Here is a 17,187-nt window from a genome sequence, read left to right as displayed (position 1 = left end):
TGAGACGAAATCCCAATAGCCCGATATGAATTCGAGCACTGGCATGACTCGGCAGGCGACATAGCATCGTTGTATCAATCGATACGACGACAATGAGGTCACTGATGAGTCGAATGGATGGAAAAGTCGCTTTCATTACTGGTGCCGGCCGGGGGCAGGGCCGAGCACACGCGCTACGACTCGCTGAGGAGGGGGCCGACATCATCGCCCTCGACTGCCCGAGCCAGGGCGCAATCCCCCACCCCCTGGCGACCGAAGACGACCTGAACGAGACCGTGAGATTGGTCGAAAAGCTCGACCGGCGCATCCTGGGCGTCGTGGGAGACGTTCGAAATCAGGCCGATCTCGACTCAGCAGTCGAATCCGGCTTGGCCGAGTTCGGTCGGATCGACGTTGTGGTGGCCAACGCCGGAGCATGGAGCACCGGCCCGTTCTGGGAGATTCCCGAAGAGCAGTGGAGGGACGTTGTCGACATCGATCTGCTCGGTGTGATGCGCACCTTGAAGGCGGTGACCCCGCACATGATCGAGCGCGGCGCCGGTTCCATGATCGTTATCGCGTCGGTGAACGGCCGGGAGGCGGGGACGAACTACGCGCACTACGTCAGCGCCAAGCACGGCGTCCTCGGCCTGATGAAGGCTGTGGCGCTTGAACTCGGACCGCACGGCATCCGCTGCAACGCGGTGCTGCCCGGTGTCGTCAGAACGCCGATTCTGGACTGGCAGGGCGGGTGGGACCTGATGGCGGGCGGTCCCGGACTGGGAACCAGGGAAAGCATGGAATCCGGCGGCAAGGCGTATGCCCTACTGAAGGACGTCGGAATGCTCCCTCCGGAGGCGACCAGCGAGGGTGTGCTCTGGCTGGCCTCCGACGAGTCGCGCTATGTCTCGGGTCACGAGCTGGTGATCGACGGTGGACACATGCTTCTGCCGGGACTGAACATGGCCAATATCGCTGCAGCGGCCGCCGAGCAGAGCTGACGCCTGGGCGCAAAAGGTCGTCCGGTGTGGGCTCATCGCTACCGACGAGCCCACACCGGTTATCAGTGGCGGGCCCACGGATTCCATGATCTGATCGACATGTACCGGTAACTGTCTATTCACTCGCTTCGAGACCGAATCCGAGCAGTTCCTGCTCGCTCGCCGGGCGATGCTCGACGCCCTCGCTTAACCCGATGCCACCGCCAAGCAGGTGCGTGCCCTCGACATCGCCGAGCGCAACGGCTGCCCACGATCACGCTCGTCGAATCCGGTGGCGCAAATCTTCCCCGTTAGATCGACATCTTCGTGCCCGGCGCACGGACCTTCCTTGAACTCACCCGCCTCACGGCCGCCGGAATCCCGACCGTTTCCCTCGCCTTCGGCAGTTCCACCGGCGATGCGTACGTGCCGAGGATGAGTCAGTACACCGTGCTGGTCAACCTCTGCTGACTCGGAAGTGCCTTCGCACGCTCAGCAGTCGTGTGCCGGCTCCGTTGAAAAACATACTTACCGAGAAAGTTCGCAGAGATTGCCGCCGGGAATACGATCGATCATGAGGCGGCTGATTTCCTGTGCGCAGGCTGCGAAGGCACGAAGTTCGGGCCTCGTCTCCTCCTGATTGAATGCCACAGCGATCTCGGATGGCGTGGCATCGCGGAGCGGAATCGCCCTGAGCGATGGGTCTTCAAGGCCCATACGCCAAGTGCTCCCCGCAATCGGCATGAGAACATGCTCGAACATCAGTGTGAATTTCAGTTCAGCGACCGTCACCGCGGGTGTGCTGCAGGTCTGACCGGGCTCCTGACGAATGTCGTTCAGAAGCCAGAAATCAATCCAGCTACGAGGAACATTGACAAGATCAATCATGGGTTCGTAGAGGATGTCTTCGACAGACAAGCTGCTGGCGTCCGCTAGGGGGTGAGCTTTACTCATGCACACCATTCGGGGTTCGCTGAAAAGCGGCAGAACAGTAAGACGATCGTCGGAGCACGGTGGGCGCACAAGCGCGATGTCAACATTGCCATCCGCCAGCCCGCTGAACTGTTCGTCGAATGTGCACTCATGAATTTTGATTGGTACGCCAGGATGTGCGTCCTTGAATGCCCTCACGATGGGCACGGTCAGTTCTGCTGCTGCAATCTGTCCAGCCATCAGACCAACGACTAGCGGACGCGTTACCGCAGTGTCCCGCACTTTCTCGACCGCGTGATCGAATCTGCGAATAAGGTGCCGCGCTTGATCGAGCAGAACGAGGCCGGCGGGGGTCAGCTCAACTCCGCGGTGCGAACGTTCGAAGAGGTCCACACCGATCTCTCGTTCCAGCCTACGAATGACCTGCGAAACTTGAGGTTGGGCGGTGAAGCACTTCTGAGCCGCGCGGCGAATGCTGCCTTCTTCAGCTACGGCAACGAACATCCTCAGGTGCCGTACGTCCATGTCCATCTACGTGTACTCCTGACTGCCTGGACGACCGTGGCGCTAGCGACAATCATCCCGTCTATGTGACCTATCTTACGGACAGCCGCTTGGGTCAAGCGTGAGGTGGGCCGCGCATCAGTCGGGGTTGCGTCCATGAAGATGGCGTACGAACCGGACCGGAACGAACTGGCCGGCGTGTCGTAACCGGACGAAAGACGGTCACCGCGTGATTTGTGAGTGTGTGTCGTAGCGATTCGATAGGGAATCGCTGTCAGGATCGGTGCCGATGTCTGGAACTGACTCACGCGTGATTTGGCCACCCGTCTGGGTGTGCCGTGCGAAGGACCCGTCGTTCCGGGCGTCGGCACCGGCCCGCTCCGCCTGCTGGCCTGATCAGAAGCCTGTCCGTGCCGAACCGCACGTGACCCATCACAGATATGCCGTCGGGTGGTTCGCCCCGGGCCGGTGCCGCCCCTGACCCACGCACCCGAAGGAGCGCGAAGGCCCATGACCATGCTGGCAGAAAGTGTGGACGCCGTCATCGGCGGCGACACCCACCGCGACACCCATGCACTGGAGATGACCGCACCGAACGGCACAACACTCGCGACACTGATGATCACCAACGACACCGCGGGATTCGCCAATGCGCTGGCCTGGACCGCCGAACATGCACCGGGCCCACGAATCGTAGTGGGGCTCGAAGGCACCCGAAGCTACGGGATCGGGCTCGCGCGGGCATTGAGCACCGCCGGGATCACGGTCGTCGAGGTCGAATGCCCGCGCCGCCGCACCCGGCGACGCGGCAAATCCGATCCAGGCGATGCCCGCCTGGCCGCACTCGGAGTCCTGCGCATGCCAGAACACCGGAAAGCCCTGCCTCGCAGTGACGGGGATCGGGAAGCAATCCGCATCCTGCTCGGTGCGCGACACGAGCTGACCGTCACGCGCACTGCTCAGATCAACCGACTGCGGGCTCTGCTGCTCACCGGCACCGACGAGGACCGGCAGTGGGCGCGGGCCTCGATGTGTGAACGCACTCTGAGTGCGATCAGACGCCGCCGCGGACGCACCGGCGACGACGTCGAAGCGCAGGTTCGGCGACAGGAGGCGCGCCGCCTGGCTCTCGCCATCGGTGAGGGCACACGAGCCCTGGCGGCGAACACACAACAGCTGGCCCGGCTCGTCGAGACCTTCGCCCCGGGACTCCAGGACGTTCTCGGTGTCGGTCCGGTCAGCGGCGGCCAGTTGATCGCGTCGTGGTCCCATCACGGCCGATGCCGGCACGAGGCTGCCTTCGCGGCCCTCGCCGGAGTCAGTCCGGTCCCGGCGAGCAGCGGTCGCACCCACCGTCACCGTCTCAACCACGGCGGCGATCGACAGCTCAATCGGGCACTGCACGACATCCTGCTCACACGGTGGCGGATGTGTCCGCGTACCCACGCCTACATCACCGCAAGCCGTGCACGAGGCAAATCCGACCCGGAGATCCGCCGCTGCCTCAAGCGCTACATCGCCCGGGAGCTCTTTCGTGTTCTGAACGCCTGTGCTGCCCATTGACATACATAGAAGCGTCCTTCGAGAGAGCTACCAACTCGACTCGACGAAAGAGCACGCGATGACCACTGCCCACGATATCGACCTCCGCCAGCTTGTCGAAGACCGACTCACCGGCGCCAGCCCCGACCTGCTGCGCGAGCTGCTGACGATGTTCATCCACGCCCTGATGGGCGCCGAGGCCGACGCCCTGTGCGGCGCGGGCTACGGCCAACGCTCCGACGAACGCACCAACAGCCGCAACGGCTACCGGCACCGCGACTTCGACACCCGCGTCGGCACCCTCGACGTGGCCATCCCCAAGCTGCGGCAAGGTTCGTACTTCCCGGACTGGCTGCTCGAGCGGCGCAAGCGGGCCGAACGTGCCCTGACCTCGGTCGTTGCGACCTGCTACCTGCTCGGCGTCTCGACCCGCCGGATGGAAAAACTCGTCGATACCCTCGGGATCACCTCGCTGTCGAAGTCCCAGGTCAGCGTGATGGCGAAAGATCTCGACGCCCAGGTCGAGGCCTTCCGGAACCGACCCCTCGATCAGGGACCGTACACCTTCGTCGCCGCCGACGCCCTGGTGCTCAAGGTCCGCGAGAACGGGCGGGTGGTGAACGTGCACGCCCTGGTCGCGGTCGGGGTCAACGCCGACGGCTACCGCGAGATCCTGGGGCTGGACGTCACCTCCGCCGAGGACGGCGCCGGCTGGCTGACCTTCTTCCGCGGGCTGGTCGCCCGCGGGCTGACCGGGGTGAGACTGGTGACCTCCGATGCCCACGCCGGCCTCGTCGCGGCGATCGGCGCCACCCTGCCCGGCGCCTCCTGGCAGAGGTGCCGCACCCACTACGCGACGAACCTCATGGCCGTCACCCCGAAGTCGTCGTGGCCCTGGGTGAAGACACTGCTGCACTCCGTCTACGACCAGCCCGACGCGGATTCCGTTCACGCACAATATGATCGGATCATCGATGCACTCACCGAGAAGCTGCCGAAGGTGGCCGATCACCTCGACGCCGCACGGTCGGATCTGTTGGCGTTCACCGCGTTCCCGAAGCAGATCTGGAAACAGATCTGGAGCAACAATCCGCGCCTCAACAAGGAGATCCGCCGCCGAACCGACGTGGTGGGGATCTTCCCGGACCGCACCGCTCTGATCCGACTTGTCGGAGCGGTGCTGGCCGAACAGCACGACGAGTGGATCGAAGGCCGCCGCTACCTCGGCCTCGACGTACTCGCCCGCTCCCGCACCGACAAGCCCGCCGACAGTGTCACCGAGGACACCGAGGAGGTGACACCGGCCTTGACTGCCTGATCCACCGACGAGGAATCACGCGACGACGTCGTACACCACCTCACGGGACTTGACCCCGCGCAGCGCGGTCGGTCTTGGCCCACCGGTGATACTTGATCTGCGTCCGCGCTACCCGATCCCGGGCGAGTTCCGCCCGAGGCCCGGCGCCGGAGTTCACCGACGCGTCTTGCGCCATCGCAGTACCTCCTATCCATCGTCGCTGCCGCCCTTCCCGATGTGTCCGGCTCTCCCGGACTCGCAGTACTACGGCGGCTCCGCCAGCTCCCGGATCGATCGGTGGACAACGCACCCAGCCACCCCGCAGCACCGGCTGCACCACGGTCGTGGCAGATCCGAGAACCTTCCCGTGTTCACTCGCTGTTCGCTCACCGAAGGAGGCACCCGGCTATCTGCCTGCGGCACCCACCGGCGACTACTCCGTAGTCATTCGCCGCCGGCCCCGCCCGGGGAAAGTAACTCGTCCCCCGGAGGGTCTGCCTGCCCGTCACTCCGGCAGACAGCTCACCGCGCCCGCCCCATATCCGCAGGGTTTGGAGGCGGTTATACGTCAAGACAGGTGATGACACCGGTTCCTCGCGTATACCTCTTCGGCATCGCTCGCCGCGCCCACGCCATCCAGCGGTGCTGACGCGACACGGCTTTGTCGGGGCTGCTCCCACCCTCCCGGGCGTCTCCCCGGTTCCCCGGTCAGGCTGCCCCCAGCTACATAGACTCCTGGCTACGGCCAGGCTCAAGGCAAAGGTCTCTCACCTCCGCTCGAACAGCAAGCGCCTCACGGCGCACCGTAACGTCGTAGAGCAATAGGTTCAGGTCGCCCGCGGCGGCGGCGTGTTCGAAGCAGCGCTGCGCGATCCGGTCACGGTAGCCATGCTCGGTGCAGCGCTGCAGGGTCCGCACGAACGTGTTGCGGTGTGCGGGGACGATGCCGATCTCGCCGAGCACGCGACCCGTGTCGCTGACCGAGGTCGCTTCGACGATGCGGGCTGCCAGCAGCTGGAAGAACGCCTCGTTGTCGATCACATCGAACCCGAGGTGCTGCCACGCGGTGTCGATGACCTCGATCAGCCAGCGGGAGCGCTTGCCGGTGATCACCGATGCCCCGCCGGTACCCGCCCCCAGGTCGAGATCGAGTTGCTGCTGGCCGGCAAGAAGTTTCTCGCGGGCGGTCTCGAGCAGAGCGGCGAGTTCACTGTCGGTATGCGCCGAGCCGAGGTGCTCGAGCACCTTGTCTCGGCGGCCTTGCTTGGCTGCGATCTGCTCCGCGGTCGCGCCCGACGCGGTGCGGACTTTGCGGATATAGGCAGCCACAGAGCGGGAGTCTACCGATCCGTTAGTGTGCCATTTCCCGAACCCGCACCGCTTTCACCAGCACAAACGCCGGATCCGTCCCGAGAATCGGCCAACCTGGTGCAACTCAGGCCAGACACCGGACCGGGTCTCCCCCCGGGTGCTGGGGGCGTTGTGTGCCATCTTCGCGTGCGAACTCGAAGACCTGCTCACCTTCACCTATGCGGAGCAGACGCCCCGTCGCGCCGCGACCGGGACGTCGGTGATCGATCTGAACACCGTGGGGCGTCCGCGGCGGGCCCGGATCATCCGAGATGACACGGACTGACGCCGGGAGCGGCACGCCCGCCGGCGGACGACGAGGTCGGCCGCGCAGCCCCGGAGCACACCACTGCGACCGATGCCGGCACTCCACCAAGAAGATCGTGGCCCGCTGGCCCGACGGAGCGATCTGCTACCCCTGCTACTCGGCGGCCACCCGCACCCACGGCACCTGTCCCGGATGTTCGGCCGTCCGGATGCTGCCCGGACGTGACGCAGCCGGCGCCGCCATCTGCGTGGACTGCGCGGGCATCGCCCTCGACCTGCACTGCCACCGCTGCGGGCACGAGGAAGAGCGCTACCGCGCCAAGCTCTGCGCCCGCTGCGCTCTGCGCGAGGACCTCCAGGCGATTCTGCATCCCACCGACGCCCAGGACACCCGCCACGGGCTCGTCGAGGCCCTGAGCTCCGCAGCCCGCCCGCAGAGCATGCTCACCTGGATGCGGGGTCGGCAGGCAGCGGCGCTTCTTCAGGCGCTCGGGACCGGTGAGGTGGAGCTGAGCCACGACGGTCTCGACCTGCTGCCGCCCGGACGGCCCGTCGAACACCTCCGGGCGCTGGCGGTGCACCACGGACTCCTGGCCGAACGAGATCCGCACCTTGCCCGATTCGAGCGGTGGCTCAGCACCGCCCTCGGCCGCCGCGACGGACAACTCGGCCACACACCCCTGACCCACTTCGCCCACTGGCATCATCTGCGCCGGATCCGCCGGCTTCCGAGCCACAACACAGCCGCCGCTGTTCGCTCAGCGAAACAGGAAATCACCGTCGCAGCAGCGTTTCTCGACCACCTGAGCGATCAGGGTGTCGACCTCGAGAGCGTGAGCCAACGACACATCGACGGATGGCTCGCCCCCGGTCCGACCACCCGATACCACGCCCGGACCTTCGTCGTGTGGGCCGTGCGGCACAAGCATCTCCCCCACACTGTCGAGTTCCCGCACCGCCGGGCCAGAACACAACCGGCGATGGACGACGAGAAGCGCCTCGAGCTGATCCGCCGCTGCCTCGACGACGACCACGTCACCTTGAACACGCGTGTCGCGGCGATTCTCCTGCTCGTCTACGCGCAACCCCTGGTCCGCATCGCCGCCCTGCGGTGCGACGACGTGGTCGTCGATCCCGAAACCGGGTGCACTCTCATCAAGCTGGGCGAACCGCCCGCACCTGTGCCCGAGCCCTTCGCGAGCGTGCTCCACCAGCAACGCAACAACAGGCTCAACCTCAACACCGGAACCACCGACAGTCCATGGCTGTTCCCCAGCACCCGCGCCGGTCAGCACATCTGCGCGAACACGATCTTGCACAAGCTCCGAGACCTCGGGATAGACCGGAAGGCGGCACGCGTCGTCGCGCTGCGGCACCTGGTCACCCGAACCCCGCCAGCCGTCGTGGCCACCATGCTCGGATACAGCTACCAAGTGACCGAACGGCACGCCGCTCAGGCAGGCGACAACTACGCCAGATACGCGACGCTGATCAACGAATAACCCCTCCCCCGTTCCGCCTGCAAGCGAAAACCGGACGCAAGAAAACCGGAGGGCACCAGTAAAGGTTTGACTCCTCACTGCCGACATATTCAAGTCGCGTGGTGGTGATGAGAGCCGCGTTGATCCAGCCGCCAGGGTTGATCTGGTTCCCCCGACGGCTGACAGGTCGTCGGTCGGAAGGCGGTGACTGCGGGCCGCGAAATGGACGCCGCCAGCCCCTGTAGGCTGCTCGAGGGCGCTTTTCCCTTTCTCCGCGACAGCGGCATCGATTCGATACACCCGCTCCGCAACGAAATCAAAGTCGAGGTCGAAGCCCTCATCGAAGGTACCTATGCAGAGGGGATGCCCGATCCGGCCGATCGGGCATCCCCGTGTGGTCCGCATGTCGTGCCTGCTGGTGCGCACCCAGGACAGCGGTGCTCAGATGGCAGCGCGGAACCGTTCTATGGAGGCAGGCGTATATCGTTACTCCGGATTGTCCGAGGCTTCTGGCGCCATTGCAGATCAGGGGTCTCCCGATCTACGGGGTCAATCATCGATGCTAGCTACCAGACGCTGGCCTTTCACCCCGCGGGCGAGTTCTTCCAGGCCGGCAGGAATGTCGTGGAATCCGATCGTCCTGGTGGCGATCGTCAGGCCGCCGGAAGCAATGAACTTGATAACTTCGACGGTGTCCGCTGGGGTGCCGCCCACCGAACCGACCAGATCCAAGTCCTTCATCGCCAGCAGATACGTGTTGATCGTTGCTTCCTGCCGACCGACTCCGACCTGGACGATCCGGCCGCCGTGTCGGACCGCCTCGATGGCGCCGGCCGTGGTCGTTCCGAAGCCTGCAAAGTCCACGATCAGGTCGAGACCGAAGGGGGCCAGTTCCGTGACGTCGTTGACGACCTGCTTGACGCCCCGCTCGAGGCCTGCGGCGTGGACTTCCGCATTGATCTCGGCGGCATAGACTTCGGCACCGCCGAGAACTGCCATGCGAGCCCCGGTCATGCCGAGTCCACCAAGGCCGATGATGCCGACCTTCATGCCCGGACGCAGACCACCGCGGACGAAAACCGCATGGTATGAGGTCATTCCTGCGTCGGTTGCTGCAGCGGCCTGGACGAACGGGACCCCGTCGGGGATGGGGATGAGTTCGCTCGCCGGGGCGATCGTCTTCTGTGCGTACGCGCCGTGGCGTCCGATGCCGATCGTCTTCTGGCCGATGACGCCGCTCTGTCCGTCTCCCATGGCACTGATCGCGACGCGGTCGCCGATCGCAGCATCGGTCACGCCCTTTCCGACGGCAGAGACGATGCCGGCGGCCTCATGTCCCAGGATGATAGGAGTGAACCCGAGGACTTCCGTCAGGGTGCCGTCGGTGATGCCGACATCGCTGTGGCACAGGCCCGCGGCCTTGAGATCGACCACGACTTCACCGGGGGCCGGCGTGGGGTCCGGCAGATCGACGAGCTCGAGTGGAGACCCGAGACCTTTGAACATCCAAGCTTTCATGGTGGCCTTCTTTCTTGTTGAGCGACATAAGTGACGTGGTCGCGGATGTGTCCGGATCCCGCGGTGCCACAACCATCGATCGATGCGGCGGCGGTGTGGTGGCGGTCGGGGTGGTGTGGAGGGGTGCGGTGGCGTACCGCAGCCGCGTCCATGGCCGCGGTACGCGCCGACTTGGGGCGAGGAAGCACACCTGTCTTTGCGCAGATGATCGTCAGATGAATTCGCTGGGATCGGTTTCCCGTTCGTCGTCGACAGTTAGAAAGGTGATCGACTGTCGATCGAAGACCTTCTCTTCGTCCGCGCCGATGACGGCGGCTGTTTCCGGTGAAGTCAGGTGTGCCATGCCGACATCGAAAGCCGCACGATCGTCGAACCAAATCTCTGTGACTACATCGTATGGCGCCTCCATGTCCGACCGGTAGGTGCCATTCTCCCAATTCCGCAAGTAGTGCCGAACATATCTGCGCAAGCCCGGAACCATTTTGACAGCCAGGGGGGCATGCTTGTTCTCGTAGTAGGTGATGAAATCCTCGAGCGTGGTCCCTGGCTTCCTTTTGATCATGACGTAAGCCTTGAACATGCCATCTCCATTCACTATTCGGCAGCGGTGGGAAAACTTCGGTCGAGCTGTGTTGTTCTTGCCCTGACCAGCCCCGCCATTCACCGATGGATCCCCAAGGGGAAGTGAGCCAGTACGGGAGGGAGCTCCATCACCCGCTGTCACGGATCGTGCTGTCGACTCGAAGTGAGCGCTCCGTCTGCTCGAGTCCGGGCCTGGTACCCCCGAACCGGCGTCGGCCCGTCCCCTCGCACTGGACTGTCCCAAGTGATAGGAATCCACCTCGAATACGTTCTGTCTCAGGACAGTTGACAACTTCAGGGGCACCTCTGGATCCGGCTGATGCGGTCGCTCGTGGCCGGTGCGCTCGCAATCACGGGTGCCCGTTGCACAAGACGATCGGGGTCGCTCAGGTGGCGAGCCCCCCGTCGACCATCAGGCGTTGCCCGGTGATGTATGAGGCCTTGCTGGAGGCCAGGAAAGCGATCGCCTCCGCGATTTCTTCGGGGAGCGCGAGGCGCGCCAACGGCGTCTGTCCCACGGCAAGCTCCAGAAGGTCGCGCGTGACCTGGTCGGCATCGCGCATCGGCGGAACCATTCCACCTTCGACCACGCCGGGGCCGACCGCGTTCGCCCGGATGCCGTGGGCGGCTTCTTCGGTGGCCAGCATCCGCATCATCATGGCGACCGCCGCCTTGGGCGTGGCGGACAGTGCGTCCGTGGGAACCGTGCGGTCCACCGCTGTGGTGATCAGTGCGGTGATCGAGCCACCGCCTCCGGCTCGCAGCGCGGGCACGGTTGCCTTGGCGATATTGAAGAAGCCGAGAACATCGGTCTGGATTACGCCGGCGAATTCGTCGTCGGTGAACTCGATCAACGGCCGGGTGCGGAAGACCAGGCCGGCGGCCGACACCACGGTGTGAATCCGCCCGTGCTCGGCCAGCGCGGCGTCCACGACAGCTGCCACGGACTCCCGATCGGTCACATCGCAGGACAGCGCCGTCGCGTTGCGTCCCAGCTCCCGAATCGATGTGGCGAGTTTCTCCGCGTCCGCTTCTCGGGATCGGTAGGTCAGCACGACATCACAGCCGCGTTCGGCGAGCAAGCCCGCCGTGGCGGCACCGATTCCCCCGGTGGCGCCGAACACCACCGCGCAGCCGGTCGACGGGAACTCGGGCGTGTGAACTCCGAATGATGGCATGTCTGCTCCTGACATTATCGATTGAGCCGGTCAAGGCCTCTTGGTGCCGACGCGCCGGGTGGGCTGCTCGAACGTCTCGGGCTCGTTGCGCCTCTACCGCCGAACGTCTACAGCGTCAGCGACATCACCATCTCCCATAAATGACAGGAATGTCAGTGATTTGGCTTGATCGTGTGAGACTGATCCGATATCACCGCAGAAGAACAGCCATAATCCGGACATGACATGGGAATCACGACTTATGAACCGTGGACACGGTATGCGCGAGGACCGACATGCTCGCGGTGTGGGCCCGCGTCGTGGCCGAGGTCAGACCCGTGTGCTCTGTTCCGTCCCGGTCTGGGGTGTCTGCTCCACGAACTGACCAGGCGTCCGCCCGTGCCCGGGGGGGCCCGCGTAGGCCTGACCGATCGTCATCCACGCCCTGGCAATCGGCCCGGTGGTGACCAGGGCGGTGTCGGCGACGTGGCGCCGGCGGGTCAGCACCAGGCAGAAGTCCTCGATCGGTCCACTGACCGAATCCTCGAGGTGCTCGTCGCCGAACTCCCATGTCCGGTCCGGGGCGACGGACAGGGACACGCGCACGCCGGTGGCCGGCACCGGCACGCCACGATTGACGAAGCTGAAAGGAAGCGCAAGGCACGCGATCCGGGCGATGTGCTCCAACCGCGACGTCACCGGCCGCACGGCGCCGACGGTATCGGCGATGTCCTGCCCGTGCGCCCAGGTCTCCATCAGCCGGGCGGTGACCATCGACGCCAGGCTCATGGAAGGCCCGTACCAGGGGTGACGCGCGCCGGGCGTGGCCGAACGGAACGCGTGCAGCAGCGATCGGCGACCCCGTCGCCACGTTTCGAGAAGTTGTGCCGAAGACAGCTCGAGCAGCGGTTCGAGCACCGCGATGCTGTAGGCGTCCGGGTCCTGATCTGCTCGGTGTCGCTGTTCGGCGAACGCCTCGGGATCGGTGAGTGACATCTCGGCTGCGGCGTCGAAGAAGGCGAGGTGAGCGATCTGATGCCGACTCGTCCATCCGTCCGCAGGGGTGAGACGGGTCCATTCTGTGTCGCCGAAGGCTGCCACGACGTCGTCGAGAGCCGCCTGCTCGGCGTGAAGGTCGTCGATGAGGTGCGCGAATGTGCTCACGATTTCGGTCCTGTCGTTTCGTCGGTCATCGGTGCGTTGGGCTGTGCAGCGCGAGTAGACGCCGCGTTGTCGATCTTTCGCTGAAGGCGTCGCATGCCCTGCAGCCATCGATCGGGTTCGGTGGCGCGCGTGGCGTAGTACTGCGCCACTTGGGGGTGCGGGAGGATGTAGAAGCGGTCGTCGCCGAGGGCGTTCAGCACCTCGTCGGCAACCTGGTCGGCTTCGAGAACGCCCTTGCCGAATACGACGTCGCCGACCTCGTTGGTAGGCAACATCTGGGTCCGAACACCTTGAGGGCACAGGCACTGGACCGTGATGCCGCGGTCCCCGTAGGTGGCGGAGACCCATTCGGCGTGCGCGACTGCTGCGTGTTTGGTGACCGAGTACGGTCCGGAACCGAGCATGGTGAGCAGCCCTGCTGCCGATGCGGTGACGACGAAGCGTCCTTTCCCCTGCTCCAACCACTCGGGCAGGAGTTCGCGCAAGGCGCGCACGTGGGCCATCACGTTCACGTTCCATGATCGATCCCAGGCAGGTTCCGCATCGTCCGCACCTGTCTCGATGCCTGCGTTGGCGAAGAAGACATCGATCGAGCCGATCGCCTGCCGTGCCTGCACGACCAGATCGTGTACGGCACTTTCGGCTGCCGCATCGCCCGGTACGGCGTATCCGCCGACTTCCTCGGCGACGACCATGCATGCGTGCGGGTCGAGGTCGTTGACGACCACCCGCGCTCCGGCGCGGGCCAATCGATGCGCGAGCGCGCGTCCGATGCCGTTACCGGCGCCGGTGACGACGATCCCTGCGCCCTGAAGCCAGGGCGGGTCGTTGCGAGGGTGCATATGTTCGAGACCTTTCGATTGACGAAGGAGCGCACAGAAGCGCACAGAAGGTGCCTGCACAGGACCGACATCTATTTGACATCTATGTCAAGTACATGGTCAAGTGTCCGCGTCCCGCAGGACCACGATTGGACGCCCGCCGCGTCCATCCCGCAGACGGAGGCTCAGACGCTGCTGGTGGCGTTCGGAAGCAGAGCGATGTTCTCCGCGGCCGCCGTCGCCGCCGCCTCGAGGAAGGACCGAACAACCGGTCTGGTGTCCCCGCGCCGGTACGCGACCCCGATGATCGACGGGCTCGCGTCGGGCAACTCGATGGCCCGAATCAACGGCGACGGGGCAAATCGCGCCATCGTGGCACAACCGGTCACAACAAGCGGGGCGGCTGCCAGCGCCAGCTGGATGCCCTGCACCGTCGACACCGGTGGGAGTTGCGTATCGACCAGGGAATGCCCGCGTTCGGGGTCCAACTGCCAGAAACTCGAGAACCACTCCGGCGCATCGAGGCCGAGCATCGGATACTCGATGACGTCGTCCACGGAAAGAGTTTGCTCGGACGCCAATTCGTGTGTGCTCCGCACGAAGAGCGCCCGTGGCTCCGCCGCAATCGGGATAACCTCGACGTCGTCGTGCACGACGGGGCAACGCACGAGCGCCACATCGATCACTCCGCTCGCGACCAGGTCGACCTGATCGGCGAAACTGGTGTCCCGCAGTCTGACGGTGACATCGGGGTGCAGCGCCCGGAACGCCTCGAGGATGGGCCTGGTGAGCTCGCCGGCGGACAACGGTCCGGCCACCGCCCCGATCCGCAAGGTCGCGCTGTCGTCCGGGGCCGTCGCCTGCACCGCGAATCTGGCGTCCTCGACCTGGTGCAGGATCTCGCGGGCCCGGCCGACGAGTTCTCGGCCGGCATCGGTGAGAATCACGCCCCTGCTGGTCCGCGTGAAGAGTTCGACACCCAAGTCGCGTTCGAGCCGCAGCAACGCTTGCGACAGAGGTGGTTGCGCCATGTAGAGACGCCGGGCCGCCCGGCGCACGCTACCTTCCTCGGCGACGGCAACGAGGTACTGCAGCTGTCGCAGGTCCATCGCACCTCCGTCTACCCCGCCCCGCTCATATGGTACAGATCACAATTCCGGGCAGATGCCGCCTGCTGCTCGACCAACGGTCACTCGTCGGACACGGATCCCACCGCGTTCGACCACAAAGTGGTCAGGGTGTGGACGACGACATCCTCGTCGTACGGCTCGCCCTGGATGAACGACGCCCGGGCCACCTGCTCGATCATCCCGCCGAGGAGCCGGGCAACGACCTGCGGATCGAGTTCCGGGTCGAGCCGACCCACCTTCTGTTGATGGCGCACGCCGTGTTCGATCCGACCCAGGAACAAGCCGCGAATCCCTTTGAGCAGCTCCTGTGAGTAGGAGTCGTAGGGGGCGACCTCCTCGATCAACCCCATGATCCGGGCGTTGCGCGCATATGCCTGCAGGTAGCGCCGATTGGCCGCCGCCAAACGGTCCCGCGGGCTCGAGCCCGCCGCGTCACCGACCGCAGACGCCTCGAACATCTCCCCGGTCACCTGCTTGACCACTTCCCGGAAGATCTCCTCCTTGGACTCGAAGTAGGTGTAGAAGCTGCCGTAGGAGACTTCCGCACGCCGTGTGATGTCGGCGACCCGGGCCTCGTTGAGGCCAACCTCCTCGAAAGCGTCCCGGGCCGCTTGGATGAGCGCGGCACGGGTTCTCTTGCCGCGCGCCGACAGCGACTGGACCGGCACCGGCTGGCCGCCGCCACCGTTGCCCTTGCTGTCAGCCGCAGCCGCACCCTCGCTGCCCGAAGATGCCGCTCGCACGGGCTGTGCCATTGCCTGTCTCCTTTCCGGGACGGCTCCGCCGCTCGCCGGGGCCACGCCCGTTCGTCGATGATATGACACGCGAGTCATCCGGCTGTGGACGCCGCCGAATCACGAGGACGGAAGCGGTCTGACGTGGCACACCGATCCGATGGGTCGGCCGATCATCTCTCACGGGTCAGCGGTGCACGGTCGCAGCCACACCGGTGAATTGCTCCCTCAGTGTGCGCTTGAGGAGCTTTCCCGTTGCGGTGTAAGGCAATTCCTCGACAAACACCACCCGACGCGGGCATTTGAAGTGTGCGATGCGGTTGCGTGTGTAGTCGATCAGCTCTGCTTCGTCGATGCCGTCGCCCTCGGGTACCACCACCGCCACGACCGTCTCCCCCCACTTCTCGTCCGGGACGCCGATGACGGCGACTTCCGAGACTGCGGGGTGGCGGTAGAGGACCTGTTCCACCTCGATCGGGTAGACGTTCTCTCCCCCGGAGATGATCATGTCCTTCTTCCGGTCCACCAAGGTGATGAAGCCTTCGGCGTCGGCCCGTCCGAGATCACCGGTGTGGAACCAGCCGCCCCGGGTGGCTTCGGCTGTCTCCACCGGTCGGCCCCAATACCCGGCGAAGATGTTCGGTCCGCGCAGGACCAGTTCGCCGACCTCACCGACCGCGACATCGTGATCCTCGTTGTCGACGATACGTACGTCGACGTGCATGAACGGTCGGCCCACCGAACCGGCGTGCGAGACCACCGACTCCTCGTCCAGCAACAGCGTGTTCGGCGAAGCCTCGGTCATCCCGAACCCTTCCAGGAACATCCAGCCGCGCTGCTGGTAGAACTCGATCACCGGAAGCGGGCACGGAGCGCCGCCGCAGAGCACGTACTGCATCGACGAGACGTCGTGGGAGTCGAAATCCGGCACCTTCGACAGCGCCGCCCACATCGCCGGAACCATGAACTGGGTCGTGGTCTGGTACCGCTGCATCAACTCCAGGGTCCGGTGCGGATCGAACGCGCGAACCGTGATCACGGTGCCGCCGGCGTAGAGGATGGGCAGCACGGACAGGCCCAGCGCACCGATGTGGAACATCGGCGCCACCGCGATGGTCGCCGTCGAACTCGACAGCCCGCTGCCCACCGTGGCCATGTTGAACGCATTCCACTGCATGTTTCCGTGCGTGAGCATCGCGCCCTTGGGGGAGCCGGTGGTGCCGGAGGTGTACATGATCACGCACGTGTCCTCGGCGCGAACGAGCGGATCAGGACCCCGCCGAGCCGCAGTGAGCAACTCGTCGAGCCTTGAGACAGGGTAGTCCCCGATCGGCGCGCCGGCGGTTTCGACGAGGATCCGCCGGACACCGTGCCCGCCCTCGGCCAGGGCATCGGTCGCAAGGTCCCGGAATCTGTCGGACACCGCGAGCACGAGGGCGCCGGAGTCGGCGAGAATGTACCGGACTTCTCGGGCGTTGAGCCGAAAGTTGACCGGGACGACGATGGCGCCGAGATTCGCCGCGGCGAACAGCACGCGCACGAATTCGATGGAGTTCTCCATCAAGATCGCGACACGGTCCCCGCGGCGCACTCCGAGTTCGTGCAGTGAGGCCGCCGTGGCGGCCACGTCACGCTCGAGGTCCACGTACGGCACCGTCCGGCCGCTTTCGCCGTCGATCAGTGCGGTCGCGTTGGGTCGGCGATGTGCACGCCGTGCGATCCAGTCCCCGATTCCGCCTTGCATTTCA

Annotated in this window: 13 protein-coding genes and 2 pseudogenes; 5 read left to right on the top strand and 10 right to left on the bottom strand. The window is 65.2% G+C overall.

Translation table 11 applies throughout. The features are described 5' to 3' along the window. The first annotated feature begins 104 nt into the window (after positions 1–104). Together ACWPOB_RS17280 and ACWPOB_RS17275 are read left to right on the top strand one after the other, a co-directional pair. On the top strand, positions 105–980 hold the full coding sequence (locus ACWPOB_RS17280; protein ID WP_455401582.1) for a mycofactocin-coupled SDR family oxidoreductase: 876 nt from the start codon (positions 105–107) through the stop codon (positions 978–980). Positions 981–1,220: 240 nt separating this feature from the next. Next, positions 1,221–1,418: pseudogene (locus tag ACWPOB_RS17275) on the top strand (carboxyl transferase domain-containing protein); the annotation flags it as partial. A gap of 69 nt (positions 1,419–1,487) precedes the next feature. On the opposite strand, the gene ACWPOB_RS17270 reads toward ACWPOB_RS17275, so the two are convergent. Further along, positions 1,488–2,423 (bottom strand): LysR family transcriptional regulator, encoded by a 936-nt coding sequence (locus ACWPOB_RS17270; RefSeq protein WP_165042343.1) that lies wholly within the window; start codon positions 2,421–2,423, stop codon positions 1,488–1,490. A 483-nt stretch (positions 2,424–2,906) separates the two neighbouring features. Between ACWPOB_RS17270 and ACWPOB_RS17265 the strand changes: the two genes are divergently transcribed. Then, positions 2,907–3,959, top strand: coding sequence for an IS110 family RNA-guided transposase (locus ACWPOB_RS17265; RefSeq protein WP_165042345.1), 1,053 nt, complete (start codon positions 2,907–2,909; stop codon positions 3,957–3,959). A 58-nt stretch (positions 3,960–4,017) separates the two neighbouring features. Continuing rightward, the gene (locus ACWPOB_RS17260) at positions 4,018–5,256 is read left to right on the top strand and encodes an IS256 family transposase (RefSeq protein ID WP_165042347.1); all 1,239 of its coding nucleotides are present in this window, start codon (positions 4,018–4,020) and stop codon (positions 5,254–5,256) included. Positions 5,257–5,967: 711 nt separating this feature from the next. Here the strand turns inward: ACWPOB_RS17260 and ACWPOB_RS17255 are convergent. Beyond that, positions 5,968–6,564 (bottom strand): annotated as a pseudogene (locus tag ACWPOB_RS17255) (IS1634 family transposase); the annotation flags it as partial. Positions 6,565–6,968: 404 nt separating this feature from the next. On the opposite strand from ACWPOB_RS17255, the gene ACWPOB_RS17250 reads away from it, so the two are divergent. Further along, positions 6,969–8,354 carry a hypothetical protein gene (locus ACWPOB_RS17250; RefSeq protein ID WP_455401581.1) on the top strand — a complete coding sequence of 462 codons (1,386 nt, stop codon included), beginning with the start codon at positions 6,969–6,971 and terminating at the stop codon, positions 8,352–8,354. A gap of 528 nt (positions 8,355–8,882) precedes the next feature. Here the strand turns inward: ACWPOB_RS17250 and ACWPOB_RS17245 are convergent. The 8 genes from ACWPOB_RS17245 to ACWPOB_RS17210 all read right to left on the bottom strand — a co-directional run bounded on the left by ACWPOB_RS17245 (position 8,883) and on the right by ACWPOB_RS17210 (position 17,183). Continuing rightward, on the bottom strand, positions 8,883–9,851 hold the full coding sequence (locus ACWPOB_RS17245; RefSeq protein ID WP_161995368.1) for a zinc-binding dehydrogenase: 969 nt from the start codon (positions 9,849–9,851) through the stop codon (positions 8,883–8,885). A 211-nt stretch (positions 9,852–10,062) separates the two neighbouring features. Beyond that, the gene (locus ACWPOB_RS17240) at positions 10,063–10,431 is read right to left on the bottom strand and encodes an EthD domain-containing protein (RefSeq protein ID WP_165037730.1); all 369 of its coding nucleotides are present in this window, start codon (positions 10,429–10,431) and stop codon (positions 10,063–10,065) included. 388 nt (positions 10,432–10,819) lie between these two features. Then, the gene (locus ACWPOB_RS17235) at positions 10,820–11,560 is read right to left on the bottom strand and encodes an SDR family oxidoreductase (protein ID WP_161995355.1); all 741 of its coding nucleotides are present in this window, start codon (positions 11,558–11,560) and stop codon (positions 10,820–10,822) included. Between the two features lie 360 nt (positions 11,561–11,920). Then, positions 11,921–12,754: a TIGR03084 family metal-binding protein gene (locus tag ACWPOB_RS17230; protein ID WP_206024566.1), complete on the bottom strand. Its 834-nt coding sequence runs from the start codon at positions 12,752–12,754 to the stop codon at positions 11,921–11,923. Further along, complete coding sequence (locus ACWPOB_RS17225; protein WP_165037729.1) at positions 12,751–13,596, bottom strand: SDR family oxidoreductase; 846 nt, start codon at positions 13,594–13,596, stop codon at positions 12,751–12,753. Before ACWPOB_RS17225 ends, ACWPOB_RS17230 begins: the two co-directional genes overlap by 4 nt. A gap of 164 nt (positions 13,597–13,760) precedes the next feature. Continuing rightward, a complete protein-coding gene (locus tag ACWPOB_RS17220; protein ID WP_165037728.1) occupies positions 13,761–14,684 on the bottom strand; it encodes a LysR family transcriptional regulator in 924 nt (307 codons plus the stop codon). A gap of 80 nt (positions 14,685–14,764) precedes the next feature. After that, positions 14,765–15,460 carry a TetR/AcrR family transcriptional regulator gene (locus ACWPOB_RS17215; protein ID WP_202916715.1) on the bottom strand — a complete coding sequence of 232 codons (696 nt, stop codon included), beginning with the start codon at positions 15,458–15,460 and terminating at the stop codon, positions 14,765–14,767. A 166-nt stretch (positions 15,461–15,626) separates the two neighbouring features. Beyond that, positions 15,627–17,183 (bottom strand): acyl-CoA synthetase, encoded by a 1,557-nt coding sequence (locus ACWPOB_RS17210; protein ID WP_165037727.1) that lies wholly within the window; start codon positions 17,181–17,183, stop codon positions 15,627–15,629. Positions 17,184–17,187 lie beyond the last annotated feature (4 nt).

Source organism: Rhodococcus sp. 2H158 (assembly GCF_053764755.1).
The sequence above is the reverse complement of the archived record's forward strand: the minus strand, read 5'-3'. Positions and strand labels throughout refer to the sequence as shown.

Bases quoted from the DNA above. Each gene is read 5' to 3' on its own strand.
- ACWPOB_RS17260 (WP_165042347.1), top strand. From the start codon at position 4,018: ATGACCACTGCCCACGATATCGACCTCCGCCAGCTTGTCGAAGACCGA.
- ACWPOB_RS17265 (WP_165042345.1), top strand. From the start codon at position 2,907: ATGACCATGCTGGCAGAAAGTGTGGACGCCGTCATCGGCGGCGACACC.
- ACWPOB_RS17215 (WP_202916715.1), bottom strand. From the start codon at position 15,460: ATGGCACAGCCCGTGCGAGCGGCATCTTCGGGCAGCGAGGGTGCGGCT.
- ACWPOB_RS17220 (WP_165037728.1), bottom strand. From the start codon at position 14,684: ATGGACCTGCGACAGCTGCAGTACCTCGTTGCCGTCGCCGAGGAAGGT.
- ACWPOB_RS17240 (WP_165037730.1), bottom strand. From the start codon at position 10,431: ATGTTCAAGGCTTACGTCATGATCAAAAGGAAGCCAGGGACCACGCTC.
- ACWPOB_RS17270 (WP_165042343.1), bottom strand. From the start codon at position 2,423: ATGGACATGGACGTACGGCACCTGAGGATGTTCGTTGCCGTAGCTGAA.
- ACWPOB_RS17225 (WP_165037729.1), bottom strand. From the start codon at position 13,596: ATGCACCCTCGCAACGACCCGCCCTGGCTTCAGGGCGCAGGGATCGTC.
- ACWPOB_RS17245 (WP_161995368.1), bottom strand. From the start codon at position 9,851: ATGAAAGCTTGGATGTTCAAAGGTCTCGGGTCTCCACTCGAGCTCGTC.
- ACWPOB_RS17280 (WP_455401582.1), top strand. From the start codon at position 105: ATGAGTCGAATGGATGGAAAAGTCGCTTTCATTACTGGTGCCGGCCGG.
- ACWPOB_RS17210 (WP_165037727.1), bottom strand. From the start codon at position 17,183: ATGCAAGGCGGAATCGGGGACTGGATCGCACGGCGTGCACATCGCCGA.